The 14484-nt window shown below is 58.4% G+C and carries 9 protein-coding genes; all 9 read left to right on the forward strand.

Annotated features, from left to right (window positions below; all coding sequences use genetic code 11):
* The first annotated feature begins 209 nt into the window (after window positions 1-209).
* The 9 genes from AAAX32_RS06930 to AAAX32_RS06970 all read left to right on the forward strand — a co-directional run bounded on the left by AAAX32_RS06930 (window position 210) and on the right by AAAX32_RS06970 (window position 14484).
* Window positions 210-2063: an ABC transporter ATP-binding protein gene (locus AAAX32_RS06930; RefSeq protein ID WP_196033426.1), complete on the forward strand. Its 1854-nt coding sequence runs from the start codon at window positions 210-212 to the stop codon at window positions 2061-2063.
* The gene (locus tag AAAX32_RS06935; RefSeq protein ID WP_349100352.1) at window positions 2064-3923 is read left to right on the forward strand and encodes an ABC transporter ATP-binding protein; all 1860 of its coding nucleotides are present in this window, start codon (window positions 2064-2066) and stop codon (window positions 3921-3923) included.
* 299 nt (window positions 3924-4222) lie between these two features.
* Window positions 4223-4774: a flavodoxin family protein BilS gene (bilS, locus tag AAAX32_RS06940; RefSeq protein ID WP_349100353.1), complete on the forward strand. Its 552-nt coding sequence runs from the start codon at window positions 4223-4225 to the stop codon at window positions 4772-4774.
* A 125-nt stretch (window positions 4775-4899) separates the two neighbouring features.
* On the forward strand, window positions 4900-5457 hold the full coding sequence (locus tag AAAX32_RS06945; RefSeq protein ID WP_349100354.1) for a TetR/AcrR family transcriptional regulator: 558 nt from the start codon (window positions 4900-4902) through the stop codon (window positions 5455-5457).
* Window positions 5458-6340: 883 nt separating this feature from the next.
* The gene (locus tag AAAX32_RS06950) at window positions 6341-6898 is read left to right on the forward strand and encodes a signal peptidase I (RefSeq protein ID WP_349100355.1); all 558 of its coding nucleotides are present in this window, start codon (window positions 6341-6343) and stop codon (window positions 6896-6898) included.
* 71 nt (window positions 6899-6969) lie between these two features.
* Window positions 6970-7683, forward strand: a complete 714-nt coding sequence (locus AAAX32_RS06955; RefSeq protein WP_349100356.1) for a SipW-dependent-type signal peptide-containing protein — start codon at window positions 6970-6972, stop codon at window positions 7681-7683.
* 92 nt (window positions 7684-7775) lie between these two features.
* On the forward strand, window positions 7776-8423 hold the full coding sequence (locus AAAX32_RS06960; protein WP_349100357.1) for a hypothetical protein: 648 nt from the start codon (window positions 7776-7778) through the stop codon (window positions 8421-8423).
* A gap of 3 nt (window positions 8424-8426) precedes the next feature.
* Window positions 8427-13922, forward strand: a complete 5496-nt coding sequence (locus AAAX32_RS06965; RefSeq protein WP_349100358.1) for a hypothetical protein — start codon at window positions 8427-8429, stop codon at window positions 13920-13922.
* Window positions 13915-14484: a hypothetical protein gene (locus tag AAAX32_RS06970; RefSeq protein WP_349100359.1), complete on the forward strand. Its 570-nt coding sequence runs from the start codon at window positions 13915-13917 to the stop codon at window positions 14482-14484. The genes AAAX32_RS06965 and AAAX32_RS06970 overlap by 8 nt, the downstream gene beginning before the upstream one ends.

Here is a 14484-nt window from a genome sequence, read left to right on the forward strand (position 1 = left end):
CCTCATTTCAAGGGTCGGCGACTAACTTGGTAGCACTAATGTAAATATACCATGCTAGTTGACCCGACACTGGCTGGGTGTGCGCATGCCTTTCCGCTTCTTTGGAAACCGAATCCCATTAGAAATGACGAGTTGTTTACGCTTCTTTTGGGCTCACCGTACTATCATGATTCGAATTGAGTGTGAATGATGATAGGGAGCGCCTATACATGATTGAGCTGCTCAGGCGTTTTGGTGGCAAGTTTCGCCGCTATATGGTGATTGGCCCTGCGTGCAAGCTGATCGAAGTGATCTTTGACCTGCTTACACCGCTCGTGATTGCCCAGATGATCGATAAGGGTATTGGCGCACACGATGTCAGCGCCGTTATCCACTACGGCATGGTACTTGGCGCCATGGCTGTGATTGGCATCTCGTTTACGCTTGTCTGCCAAAAGATGGCGGCGCTGACATCGCAGGGCATGGGCACCGACATTCGCGGCGCGCTCTACAAGCACATCAACAAGCTGAGCTATGCCGAGCTCGACCGCTTTGGCACGCCGTCGCTCATCACGCGCATTACCAACGACGTTAACCAGGTCCAGCTCGCTGTGGCGCTGGGCGTGCGCATGCTCATCCGCTGGCCCTTTCTAGCGGTGGGCTCCATGTGCGCGGCCCTTGCCATCGACCTTAAGCTCGGCATCATCTTTTTGATCTGCACGCCCGCCATTGGCCTGGTGTTCTGGGTTGTCATGGCGCGCTGCATTCCGTACTACAAGCAGCTGCAGGCAAAGCTCGACCGCATCGCGCTTATCTGCCGCGAGGGCCTTTCGGGCGCCCGCGTGGTTCGCGCCTTCGTGCGCGAAGATCACGAGCGCGAGCGCTTTGCGCAGGCCGCCGACGACCAGGCCAATACTGCCATCGCGGTGGGCAAGCTCTCGTCGATTCTCAACCCCGTCACGTTTTTGGTGATGAACCTGGGCGTGTGCGCCATCCTGTGGGTGGGCGGCATCCAGGTCAGCGTGGGCGAGCTTACGCAGGGCCAGGTCATGGCGTTTGTGAACTACATGACGCAGACCCTGACCTCCATCGTGTACGTCGCCAACCTGGTCGTGGTCTTTACCAAGGCGAGCGCCAGCGCGTCGCGTATCAACGAGGTGCTCAATTGCGTGCCGGGCATCACCGACGAGGGCAACCAGCCGGTCGCGCTGCCCAAGCCGGGCAATGTCGCTTCAGTTCCCGCGCTGAGCTTGAGCCATGCGAGCTTCTCGTTTGGCGCTGGCGCGGCCAATGCTGTCAACGATGTGACGCTGGAACTCCCGCTGGGCAAGACGCTCGGCATTATCGGCGGTACGGGTAGCGGCAAGTCCACGCTCGTCTCGCTCATCCCGCGCCTGTACGATGCGAGCACCGGCAGCGTGAGCGTGATGGGCGCCGACGTGCGCACCTGGCCGCTCGACCAGCTGCGCCGTGTGGTCGCGACCGTTCCGCAGCGCGCATCGCTGGTGAGCGGCTCCATCCGCAGCAACCTGACCTGGCGCGATGAAGCTGCGACCGACGAGGAGCTCTGGGCGGCACTCGACATGGCGCAGGCCAGCGAGTTCGTGCGCAACAAGCCGCAGGGCTTAGACGCCCCGGTCGAGGCGGGCGGCAAGAACTTTAGCGGTGGCCAGCGTCAGCGCCTGACTATCGCGCGTGCCTTGGTTGGTTCGCCTCAGATATTGATCATGGATGACTCCGCGTCGGCGCTCGACTTTAAGACCGACGCGGCGCTTCGCCATGCCATTCGCGAGCGCAGCATGCGCGGTGCCGCCAAGGGCGGGCTGCCGCTGACCACGGTGATTGTGAGCCAGCGCGTCTCGACCGTGCGCGATGCCGACGTGATCTGCGTGCTCGACCACGGCTCGGTTGCCGGCCTGGGCACACATGACGAGCTCTATGCGACCTGTCAGCTCTATCGCGAGATTTGCCAGTCGCAGCTGCGCCGCGAGGAGCTTGAGGGCCAGCGGGGGAGCACAGCGCCCGCGCTCGCCCCAGGTGCCCCGACCGCCCCCGCATCCGTCTGCGCAAAGGAGGGCTGCTAAATGAATCCGTACACTTCCTCCGGTTCGGTCGCCACGATGACGGCCAACGTGTCCGGTAACGATAACCTCAACGACCTGGGCGACGGCCCGCGCCAGCCTGGCGACCCCGAGCGCTATCCCGTGGGTGCGGTGACCCGCCGCCTGCTGGGCTATGTTCGCCCGCACCGCGTCTCGTTTACGGCATCGTTTGTGAGCGCCGCAATCTCGGTGATCTTGCAACTCTATACGCCCATCCTCATTGGCGAGGGCATCGACCTTATCGTCGCCGCCGGACAGGTGGACTTCGATGCGTTGCTGCCGCTTGTCACCAAGCTCGCGATTGTCGTCGTAGGTGCTGCGGCCTTCCAGTGGCTGCAGGGCTACTGCGTTAACCGTCTGTCCTACGAGACGGTGCGCGACATGCGCGTGGAGGCGAGCGACAAGCTCAGCCGCATGCCGCTCAGCTTTATCGACGGCCATGCCCACGGCGACCTCATGAGTCGCGTGGTCAACGACGTCGATCAGGTGGGCGACGGTCTGCTGCAGGGCTTCACACAGCTCTTCACCGGTGTTATTACCATCGTGGGTACGCTCGCGTTTATGCTTTCCATCAACCTGACCATGACGCTCGTGGTGGTACTCGTCACGCCGCTTTCCATTTTTGCAGCCGGTGCTATCGCCAAGCTTTCCAACAAAAGCTTTACGGCGCAGCAGCGTATTCAAGGGCAGCTCGGTGGTCATATCGAGGAGTACGTAGGCGAGCAGAAACTTGTCGACGCCTTCGCCTACGGCCCGCACGCTCAACAGCGCTTCGATGCCCTCAACGCCGAGCTCTATACGGCGGGCGAGCGCGCGCAGTTTATGGGTTCGCTTTCTAACCCCGGCACGCGCTTTATCAATAACATCATCTACGCCGTGGTCGCCGTGATCGGCTGCGCGGGCGTGATCACGGGCGTGCCTGCGGCGCTCACGGTGGGCGGCGTGCAGATCTTCCTGTCCTACGCTAACCAGTACACTAAGCCGTTCAACGAGGTCACGAACGTCATCACGCAAATCCAGACCGCGTACGCCTCGGCGCGCCGCATGTTCGCGTTGCTCGATGCGCGCGAGCAGGAGCCCGACGCTGTGGATGCCATTGAGCTCACTGCCCCGCAGGGCGAGGTCGCCTTTGAGCATGTGGACTTTAGCTACGTGCCCGACCGCAAGCTGCTGCAGGACATTTGCATTGACGCCAAACCCGGCATGCGCTTTGCCCTCGTCGGTCCCACGGGCTGTGGCAAGACGACGCTCATCAACCTGCTGCTGCGCTTTTACGATATCGATGCCGGGCACATCATGGTGGATGGTCGCTCCTCGCGTGACTACACGCGCGCAAGCCTGCGCCGTGCCTTTGGCATGGTGCTGCAGGACACTTGGCTGTTTGAGGGCACGGTGGCCGAAAACATTGCCTACGGTTGCCCCGATGCCACGCGCGAGCAGATTGTCGAGGCCGCCAAGCGCGCTCATGCGCATAAGTTTATCGTGCAGCTGCCAGGCGGCTACGATACGGTGATCGGCGAGGACGGCGGCACGTTTAGCCAGGGTCAAAAACAGCTGCTGTGCATCGCGCGCGTCATGCTCACCGATCCGGCGATTCTGCTGCTGGACGAGGCGACGTCGAGCATCGATACGCGTACCGAGCTGCAGGTGCAGACGGCATTCGACGAGCTCATGGCTGGCCGCACGAGCTTTGTCGTGGCACACCGCCTGTCGACGATTCGCAACGCCGATTGCATCCTGGTCATGCGCGACGGCCAGATTATCGAGCGTGGCACACACGACGAGCTGCTGGCGGCAGACGGCTTTTATGCCGAGCTCTACCGCAGCCAATTCGCCCAGTAAGCAAGCCCGTGGGGCAAATTAATCAGGTTTGTTTGTCCCACAGAGCGATCGTGTTATATAGCGTTCTACCAGCGCGTGAAACAATTTGACGGCGTTTTGTGAAACAGTTTTTCGGCCATTCGTGAAACGCTCTGCGGCGGTTTCAATCCGAAGTACATACTGTTCGAAATCTGTCCAAAGATGTCGTCTGCGTCGCCAATCGACAGAAGGTGGTTTACATCTGTCACGTTAGTACTAAGATATTCATCTAATAAATTGCATTAGTGGCTTTAGTTTTGGGGGAAACGAGCAACGTGACTATGACATGCTCTTTGGTGGTCAACAGCAAGAGCGGTAATACCAGGATGGTTTCGGGTGCGATCAAGCGCACTCTGCAGGCTGCGGGCGTTGAGTTTGTCCATGCCGCGGCGTTGAGTGACGATGCAGATGCAGATCAGGTTGCGCTCGAGGCGCAGGGTGCCTGCGCTGCCGATACGGTGCTCGTTGGCTTTTGGTGCGACAAGGGCGCGTGTACCCCTTCGGTCGCGGCGTTGCTCTCCGCCTTGCACGGCAAGCGCGTGTTCCTGTTTGGCACCTGCGGTTTTGGCGCCGACCAGAGCTATTACCAGCAGATTATCGACCGCGTAACTTCCAATTTGGCTGGGGATGCCGAGCTGGTGGGCTGGGCAATGTGCCAGGGCAAGATGGGCCCCGCGGTCAAACAGCGCTACGAGGCCATGCTCGAGCAAGATCCCGACAACGCCCGCGCTAAGTTGCTGCTCGACAACTGGGTTGCCGCAAAGGATCACCCCACCAAGGATGATCTGGACCATATGGCGGCAGCGGCCAAGAAGGCCGTGCTGGGCGAGTAGCTCGCTGCTCGCGGTGCCGAGCGCCCCATAATACAAGTGTGAAAGCCTCGAGATTCTCGAGGCTTTTTCATGACTGGCGACCGCGCCGTGGCAAAATGAGCAGTGTTCACATTGGAGGTGAGGGCATGAATAACACAGCGACGTCTAAGGAGGAAATCCTGAAGACGAGCCGCAAGCTCATCCAGGAAAACGGTTGGACCGGCGTCAACATTCGCTCAGTTGCTGCGGCATGCGGCGTGTCGGTCGGATGCATCTACAACTACTTTGATTCCAAAACAGCGCTCGTGGGTGCGACCGTGGTAAGCGTGTGGGGCGACATTTTCCATCACCCCGATGACGAGGCCGTTCTGGACGACACGCTCGCGTGCATTCGCTGGATGTATCGCCAGATGGAGTACGGCTGCCAAACGTATCCGGGCTTCTTTACGCACCATTCGCTGGGATTCATGCAGCAGGATGCTGCCGACGGTAAGCGCCGCATGCATCATGCCTGGCAGCACATTCTCGACCAGCTGTGCGTGGTGCTCAAGCGTGATTCTCGGGTGCGCCCGGACGCCTTTACCGATCAGTTTTCTGCCGAGCAATTTGCCGAGGTCCTGTTCTCGCTCATGCTCTCTGCCGTGATCCGGCAAGATTTTGATCCGAGCGCCGTGCTCGAGATCACGCGTCGAACCCTCTACTAACGGTCCCCGCGCAAGGCGGGGATTTTTACGGTAAGAAAGTGAACAGCGTTCATGTTATGGAGATAGTGCTGGGCGCTCGGTGCGCATGTAACGCCTGCCCGTTGGCGGAATATAAGGTTCCCTGTTCGAACAGTCCTGCTCGCACGGAGAGCGCATTAAGTGCTCTCCGGCTCGTGCGGAACTCGCGATGAACCTTATATTCCGCCGCCGGGCAGGCGCCACGTTGCAGAACCTAGGCCTAGCAAGAGGGCTGATAGCTTCATGCCCGGATGTAGGCACGGTGGGATGGGCTTTCCGGATGGGCGGGGTTTCGGAAAGCCCGTCCCGGAATTTGCCTTTGGAATGGGATGCAGTTTCCAGTTGAAGGCCTTGGCGGAAAATGCGACCCGGAATTTGTGATCGGAGTGGGATGAAGTTTCCCAACGGGGCCACAAGCGGAAACCGCATCCCACTCCGGACCTGAAGATCGGGTCACGCCTTCCAGAAGGTATGGGCTGCGAACTACATTGGGCTGCCTTAAACCCGCAAGGGGGGGGTAAAAATAAATGAGACATAGGGCAGTATGTTTTAATGTTGGGGGGGGGCACATTCTTTTAGATATTCAAAAAAACAGACCCCCTATGAAGAAGATGCGTAGGGGGTTAGTAGTAGATATTGGATATGGCGGTCCGGTATGGGGATAAATGACCGCTTACGCCTAAATTGGTAGCGTTTGGCGCTGAGAGCTTGATAAAAATGCAGGACATCGCTAACGTTTTTGTTACGAAAAGAATTCAAATTGGCTTTTTTTCGAACTCACTTTTTAGTGCCTTGCGGTGCCCGAGGAAAGCGACTGACCCTTCAGGGGATCGAATAAGGCCTCGATGGGGATGAATTAATCATTATGGCGGCGCGCGGACTCAAACGATTTATTGCGCTTCTTAGTAGCTTGGTGCTTGTGCTCGTCATGGCCCTTGCCGTCGTTTCTTTTGCCCCTCGTGCATTTGGATACACGCCCTATGCAGTGCTTTCGGGCTCTATGGAGCCCGAGCTTCCCGTTGGCTCCATGGTGTTTGTTCGCCAGGTTGAGCCATCGGATATTGCCGTGGGCGACAATGCAACTTTTTACCGATCGGACGGCGCCGTAGTGACCCACCAGGTGTACGAGGTCGACCCTGTGGCGCAGACGATCAGCACGCAGGGAATCGCAAACAAAAATGCAGATGGAACCATCGTGCACGACGCCGAGCAGACGCCTTTTTCACGCGTGATCGGCGTCGTCTCTTTTTGTGTCCCTTATCTGGGCTTCGTTAACGCATATTGCACGACGATGCCCGGTTTGCTTGTTGTGGGGGCCGTTCTGGCGCTGCTGGTCGCGGCGTCGATAGTGCTCGATCGGATGGTTTCCGACGAGCCTGCGGGCAAGCATACCCGCGCGCATGCGAGGGAGCGGCGTTCATAGCGGCAGGGGAGAGGTGTCGGCGGCAGTTGGGGCTGCCGTCGGGGAAGACGATTCTCGAAAGGAAGAGAACGATGGAAAACAAGAAGAAAAAGCGCTACGGCATCGTTGCCGCCTTGCTGCTGCTGGTGCTGGCTGCCGGCGTGGGCACCTATGCATGGCTGACAGCCACGCAGACGCTGAACAACGTGTTTACGGTGGGCCGCATCAACATTCCCGAAAAGAAGCCCGATCCCGGCCAGCCCGATAAGCCTGGCACCGATGATAATACCGACAAAGCCTATCTGTTCGAGACCAAGTGGAAAGACAGCTCCAAGATTGTTCCCGGCTCCAGCACCGATAAGAACCCGAACGTTGGCATCGCGAAGGGCTCAGACGACGCCTACGTGTTCATCTACGTGAAGAACGCCATGGTCAAGGATGGCACCGCTGCCGAGAACACCCCGTACTTCGCCCTCAACAGCAACTGGAAGCCGGTTGATGGACAGGTGACCTCCTCTGCCGACGGCCAGTACCTGAGCGGTCTGTTCATGTACGCCAAGGGTGCTACCGATGACAAACCTGTTGCCCTCCCCGCCAAGAGCGCTACTGATGACGTCTACACCGGCGAGCTCTTTAGCAAGGTTGTGTTCCCGGGCACCCTGGAGGGCTCCATGGTCGCCACGAACCCCACGATGAAGGTTTCCGCCTACATCTTCGGAGCCGACCAGACGGACGGCAACACCAGCGCTGCTGACAACGCCGTCACTCAGGCCAAGACTTGGGCTAATACCATTAAGAACCAGTAGTAGCCACACCCCCACCGAGATCCCGGCCCGCCCCCATCCCCATTTTCGGGTCGGGATCTCGGTCCCCCTTTGATCGACGATTGGCGAACGTAATGCTCAACAATCTTTCCGACAATCAGAAACGCACCTTGGCGCTTGCCGCGATGGCGCTGTTGGCCCTGGCGTGCCTGTGTGGCACGCTGGCTTTTACCGTTGATATGGTTCCGGCGAACAACGTCCTATCGTTTGGCAGCGTGAAGGTACGAGTCTGCGAATACACCCTAAACGAGCGGGGCGAGGAGATTCCGTTTGAGGCCGACGAGCACGGGGACTATCCCGACACCGAGGCCGGGGGCTCTGACATCAGCCGCATCGTGCGCGTGGAGAACGCCGGCGCGCAGCCTGAGTACGTTCGCGCTCGCCTGCGCATGACGTCGGTGGCACCCGACGGTACGAGTGCGGACGCCTCGGGCAACGTCGCCTTTCACGTGAACGCGGGCGAGGGGTCCCCGTGGATCGATGGCGGCGATGGGTGGTACTACTACCGCGGATTGGCCGGACGCGGGGGCGTGCTCGATTCCGGCGCCATGACGGAGAGCCTCATGGACTCGCTGCGATTTGTGGGCGACTACCACGATGCCGCGCGCGGCGGCTCATACAGGCTCGATATCGACGTCCAGGCCGTGCAGGCCAAAAACCAGCAGGCAAACGATACCGTCCTCGACGTGCTCGACGTCGTGGGCTGGCCGGAGGCGAACTAGCCCATGGAGATCAAGAACAGAAACCGAGGCGTGCTCGGCAGGCTGATCGCCGTTGCGGCGATCGCCCTTTGCTGCGTTGTGGCGCTGCCGGCGGTGGCGCATGCCGAGGATCAGACCGAATTCCATATCACAAACAGGAACGACTTCCTGGCGTGTGTCGCGCTGTCGCGACAGCGCGACACGTCGCAGTGGCGCGTCTATCTCGATAACGATATCGTTCTTAACGATGATGATATGAACGCCATTGTTGAGGATACGGTCAAGCACCTCTCCTTTGGCAACAAAGAACATCCCTTTAAGGGCGTCTTTGACGGTCAAAACCATACCGTGAAGGGCCTGAACTACGAGAATAAGGTCTTGGATCCCGAGCGCGATACGGGCTTTTTTGCCGAGACCGATGGCGCCACCATTAAGAACTTCCTGGTCAAGGATGCCAACATCTGGGCTGACTTCCGCGGCGGCATTATCGTGGGCAAGGCCGTCAACACCCACTTCGAAAACGTCATGGTCATGGAGAGCACCCTGCACGTTACGTGTGCCAACAACATGCTCAATGTGATTACCAACGCGGGCTTTGAGGGAGGCCTGATTGCCGGCGAGCTCAACGGCTGCACGCTCTACAACTGCGAGGTCCGTGGCGGCCGCGCCGTCAACAACACGACTTCGGGCGTACAGGCAATCGGTGGCGAGGGCCTGTACATGGCGGCGTTTGCCGGCTACGTCAAGAACTCGACCATCGAGTACTGCCGCGTGACGCCTACGCGCAAAAAGGATGGCTCGATTGCCGAGAATGGCATGACCGACGTCACCAATAAGTACGATGTGGCCATCGGCGCCCTGGGCGGCAACAACGTGTACGCTTCGGGCTTTGTGGGCTGCATGGCGGGCAACGCCAAGATTATCGACTGCTTCTCGACGGCGCAGTGCTACAGCTATGCCGCATCGTACGTGGGAGTTGTCGCCGTGACGCGAGCGTGGACAGGCGGCCTGGCGGGCCGTATTTTGACTGAAAAGGGCAACGAGCTCGTCCGCAGCCACTTTGCGGGCGATCTGAGCTCGCGTCAGTACAACCCCATCGCCGTGATCCCCATCATCCAAAACGACGTGAACCTGGGCGGCATTGCTGCGCGCGCTAACAAGGGCGACGCCACGGTCACCGAGTGCTACTTTAAACCGAGTGTGAGCCTTTCTGGCAACAGCCAGGGTAACCCTGCCAAAAAGAAGATCCCCTCGTTTGGCGGCGACGGCACTACCGCGGGTGGCAGCTACGGTCCGTGGGATGACGAGCGCTACACCACGCGTGAGCTGTGGGAGGAGCACGACTACGACTTCTGTGCCGGCACCATGCGCTCGACCGATAACGATGAGACCCTGGGCGGTCCGCATGCCAACGAGTGGGCGATGGACTACAGGCTGAATATCCCCGTGCATGGCCAGAGCGTTAAGGCGACGATTGATTTTCCCGGTGCGGGTACGGCAACAATCGAGAAGACCAAACTTGGCAAAGACCAGGCGACCACGGATCCGTACACCTTTGCGGTGAGTGCCGTGCTGGCGGGAACTGCTCAGGGCTTGGCCCATGGCGATACCTCGGTAACGTTTAAGCAGGAGACCTCTGCAAAGCCTGCCGACCTGAGCGAGGCGAACGGCGGCTACCGCTTTATGGGCTGGTTCCGCGAGCCCGATGTGCGTGTGAACCGAATTGGACAAGACAACAGCTGGTTTGACGGCAAGACCGATGCCGATGCTGTGGCTGCTGGCAAGCAGGTCCAGAAGAACGAGGCAAACGACAAAACGTCGACCTATACTGCCGACAACGGTAAGGATCATGCCGAGAGTGAGGGCTTCAAGGGCAATGACCTCTTTATCGCTTCATACGAGGCGCAGGTGCTGTTCTATAACGTTAAGGGCAAGACGCTTGATTGGAAAACCGGTGCTGCGCACGACAAGTCCACTGATTGGTACCGCTACGGCGTGGGTTTGACGCCCGCTGCCCCCGTGGATCGCGGCAACTTGAAGCCTACCGCGACATTTATCGGCTGGACCACGCAGCCTAGCAGCGAGGCGGGGATGAATGGTGGCTATGCCGCCATCACCTCGACTCAGTTAGCCGAGCTTAAAAATCAGGGAGCTTTTTATCCTGCGGGTAGCGAGATCACTGTTGTCCGTCCAACCGACTTCTATCCCGTGTACAGCGACTACGTGTCGAACATCATGACGGTGTTCGAAGGCAATGAGCAGGATTCGCTTGATGATGTGACCCAGCGCGTAGACGTGGGCAACACTCATGTCGATGTCCAGACTGCCGAGGATGGGGCCAGCGTTTACACGGTGCAGGTGCGCGGCGTGGACAACAAGCCCTTGTCCGAAGGCGGCTCGCTGCCCGATGGCTACCGCTTCCTAGGTTGGTATGAAAACAAGCAGGCCGCCGACGGGTCCACGGTTGAGGTCCGCGTAAGCCGTGACCCCAGCTATAAGCTTCCCGCAAACGTCGATCTGACCGTCCCACATACCTATACGGCGCGCTTTGAGTACCGCGTGGATTATTACGTCCGGGCATTCACAAATAGCGGTCTAACGAACAGCGAGCTCCTCTGCTCGGTTTGGAATAAGTACAAGTCGCCCTTTGAGGAAAACGTTGGTGCGACATATGTTCGTGAAAACATTGTCCATTGGGGTGCTGGTACGGATGACTCCGCTCACGTGTTACACAACGATGAGAATCCAGCGGACAAGTGCACTACTGCTCTCTCTGATGCGACGCAAATCGTTGCGCCTATTAACGCCTACTCGCATAATGTGCGTAACGACACTGGCGCAAATACTATCAAGGATATGATTGCCGACACTGATTTTCCAGGAGCCGGTAAACTGAGTGATGAGTGGAAAGCCTCAAGTATTAAAGTTCAATTTACCCCCGCGCATGATAGGTACCACTTCAGTTTTTGGACGCTCGAAAGACCCGACGACGGTTCCTGGACTTATATAAAGAATCCTTTTTCGAGTTTTGTTAAAACGACGGAGCAATATTATGTCCGTGCTATGGTGACCACGGACGTCAACTTCTATGACAAGAGTGGCAACGTCAAGCAGGCTGCTACTCGACGCTATGAAAGCAACTTGCTTCAGCAGAAAACGGCGGAAGGTAAAGATCCGACGTTCCTGTATTGCTATCCGCATCTCTATAAGGATAGGACGGTTAATACAAAGCCCTACGACGGAAAGGATGGTGACGTCAATCCCAATCTGACGCTCGAAGCCTCTCCGACCGATGCCGAGATGGCGGTGCCGGGCTATAAGTTCCTAGGCTGGATCTCTACGGCTGAGGTCCAGAAAGACTCTGCCGTCTGGGACTATATCTACGATGTCAAGGGCGATTCCTTTACTACGTCTGATCCGGACAAGGCCAAGCCGTATCTAGCGACAAAAGAGTCCGTGGTCACGCGGTGGCAGGATGCGTATCCCGTGTACGTAAAGTACGACGTCAACTACACAACGAATCTGCACCGCGCCGGTTTTGAGGGTACTTCCGAGGTGAATGTTCCTAGGTATGACATCACCCCTAATCTCAATGCGGACACCGATCCTGCTACGGCAACGGTGACTCCTGATATCGAAACGACGGTATACAAGTCCGGCGGCGAGTTATACAAGCTGAATAAGGTCGAAATCGAACTCCCGAACGGTGAGGTTAAGGAGCTCGAATCTGACGGCAATAACTCGTATTCCTATCCGGTGGAGCCGGGCAGACCCTATACGTTTGTGGCCTACTACACGCCCATTGCGGTGGTGTATCACCTAAACGATACCGATATCGATGGCAAGCTCGCGCAGGAGGGCAATACGCTCGGCAGCCTTAAGGACGGCATCCCGCTGCCGACGTATAACGTTGGCGACATCGATGCTGCAACGAACGCATACAATGCCTTCGTAGGCTGGACGGAAACTAAACCGGCATCCGGCAACGGTTATGTCGTTTGGTCGGACGGCCTCCCCATGGTGAATACAAACACTGTGGTTAACGCCCCCATGGAGCTGTACCCGGTCTACCGTGCCAGCGCGGTAATTGTCCAATCGAATATCGATGCCAAACTGGATAACCCCGATTCCGTGCGTTTTCTTTCGCGCACCGACTCTGGCGATCAAATTTCGCTGGAAGTAAGAGCTACAGCTGAGGTTGTCGGCAAGGATGGCACCAAGTACGACTTTGTCGGCTGGTCGCGTGACTATGAATCCGATAGTAAATACACTCTGATGACCGAAGACGATAAGTATCCCCTCGAGGGTAGTGAACCCTTTAAGGGCGCGACGTATACCGCGGTGTACAAGGTCACGCCGTATAAGGTGCGCTATCACGGCGTCGACGGGGCGGTCATCTTTACGGCGACGGTCGACTCGGGCGACGAGCGTGCGCAGGACGGTAAGCCTGGCTTTGTCTACACGGTCGATGTTCCCAAAATGGACGAGAGCGGCAACCCTGTCTACGACAACGACGGCAATCCTGTGATGGAGCAAAAATCCGTGGCGTACGATCCGGACGCCCACTCCAAGATCGTCGCGCTGCTCGATGAACAGGCTGCTGCCAATGGCGATAAGCGTGAGCTCTTCTTGGAGTGGCGATATGTGGATGCGGATGGCAATGCGAAGTCTTGGGATGAGTTTAAGAGCGAGCCAGTCAAGGGTGACATGGACCTGTATCCCGTGACGTATCGCGTGGTTGCCAACGATACGTCTGATCCCGCGAGCCCCGTAACTATGACCGCGCAGCTTAAATGGCTGCTCGATCCCGCCGCCGCCAACACCGTCGATGACGGTGCCGACAAGGCGCCGTTTAAGGTCTGCTTCGCCGAGCCGTTTATGGGGACGCAGCTGACTGTTACCGTTAAGCGGGCGAGCTACGGTCCTGGTGCGTCCATGGCGGAGGAACCCGTTAACGACCAGTATGTCTCGCTCTACAGCTTGGGCTCGGGTAACGGTTCGTTCGACTTGGCCAACCGTCTGGAGTCCAAGAAGACAGGCGAAGGCGAGCAAGATCCCGGTAATGCCGTGTTCAACTTTGCCCAGACTCATGCGCTGACGATCGTTAAAAAGACTACCGACGCCAGCGCCATGGGACAAACGTTCCGCTTTAAGGTAACGCGAAAGGCGTCGGAGGATTCTCCTGCCGAGACGCGCATGGTCGAGGTGAAAGTTAGCGAGAGGCGCGACGAAGACGGCGAGACCTGGTATGTCGGCAGCGTGCAATTTGCCGCGCCGACGGGTTTCTATACCGTCGAGGAAGATACGGCTTGGGCATGGCGCTACGAGGGCGAGCTGAGCACGCCGGGCAAGGCGCCCGGTAAATCTGCCGAGCTGACCATCTCGTCCGCCTCGAGCGCGGGCGACACCGTGGTGACGTGCGTCAACGCGCGCGCGAAGGACAAGTGGGTCGATGGCGGCTCGCGTGCCAAGAATGTTTGGGAAAACGGTACGCTGAGGAGGGAGGACAAGGATGACTAAGCGCAAGCGGATCGTCGCCCTCCTTGCCGGCGTTCTCCTTTTGGCCGGCGCTGCCGGCACTTTTGCGTGGCTTTCGGTTACGGGCGTGCTCGTCAACGAGTTTGGCTTTGGCTCGGTGTCGCCTTCGGTGGACGAGACGCTCAAGGACAACGTGAAAAGGGATGTCTCGGTAAAAAACACGGGCTCGGCTCCGGCATACCTGCGTGTCGCGGTAGATATCTACTGGCAGGATAAGGATGGCGCGCGCCTGTGGGATGAGCCGGTTGCCGGCACCGACTACACCATTGAGTGGGGCGATAAAGGCGATGCCTCCGCCACTAACAGACCTTCGTCTTGGGTTCTTGCGAGCGACGGGTTCTACTACTGGACGTCTTCTGTTAAGCCGCTCGACAAGACGGGCGTGCTCATCAAGAGCGTGTCCGAAAAGAAGGCAGATGGTAAAAACCTAGTCGTCGACATTTCGACCCAGGCGATTCAGTCCACGCCCGACGATGCGGTCACCGAGGCATGGAACTGTACGGTCAAAGATGGCGTGCTGGTGCCGCCGCACGGAGGTGCGTAA

The organism is Collinsella sp. CLA-ER-H3 (assembly GCF_040092425.1).
Lineage (GTDB): Bacteria > Actinomycetota > Coriobacteriia > Coriobacteriales > Coriobacteriaceae > Collinsella.

Bases quoted from the DNA above. Each gene is read 5' to 3' on its own strand.
- AAAX32_RS06930 (WP_196033426.1), top strand. From the start codon at position 210: ATGATTGAGCTGCTCAGGCGTTTTGGTGGCAAGTTTCGCCGCTATATG.
- AAAX32_RS06935 (WP_349100352.1), top strand. From the start codon at position 2,064: ATGAATCCGTACACTTCCTCCGGTTCGGTCGCCACGATGACGGCCAAC.
- bilS (WP_349100353.1), top strand. From the start codon at position 4,223: ATGACATGCTCTTTGGTGGTCAACAGCAAGAGCGGTAATACCAGGATG.
- AAAX32_RS06945 (WP_349100354.1), top strand. From the start codon at position 4,900: ATGAATAACACAGCGACGTCTAAGGAGGAAATCCTGAAGACGAGCCGC.
- AAAX32_RS06950 (WP_349100355.1), top strand. From the start codon at position 6,341: ATGGCGGCGCGCGGACTCAAACGATTTATTGCGCTTCTTAGTAGCTTG.
- AAAX32_RS06955 (WP_349100356.1), top strand. From the start codon at position 6,970: ATGGAAAACAAGAAGAAAAAGCGCTACGGCATCGTTGCCGCCTTGCTG.
- AAAX32_RS06960 (WP_349100357.1), top strand. From the start codon at position 7,776: ATGCTCAACAATCTTTCCGACAATCAGAAACGCACCTTGGCGCTTGCC.
- AAAX32_RS06965 (WP_349100358.1), top strand. From the start codon at position 8,427: ATGGAGATCAAGAACAGAAACCGAGGCGTGCTCGGCAGGCTGATCGCC.
- AAAX32_RS06970 (WP_349100359.1), top strand. From the start codon at position 13,915: ATGACTAAGCGCAAGCGGATCGTCGCCCTCCTTGCCGGCGTTCTCCTT.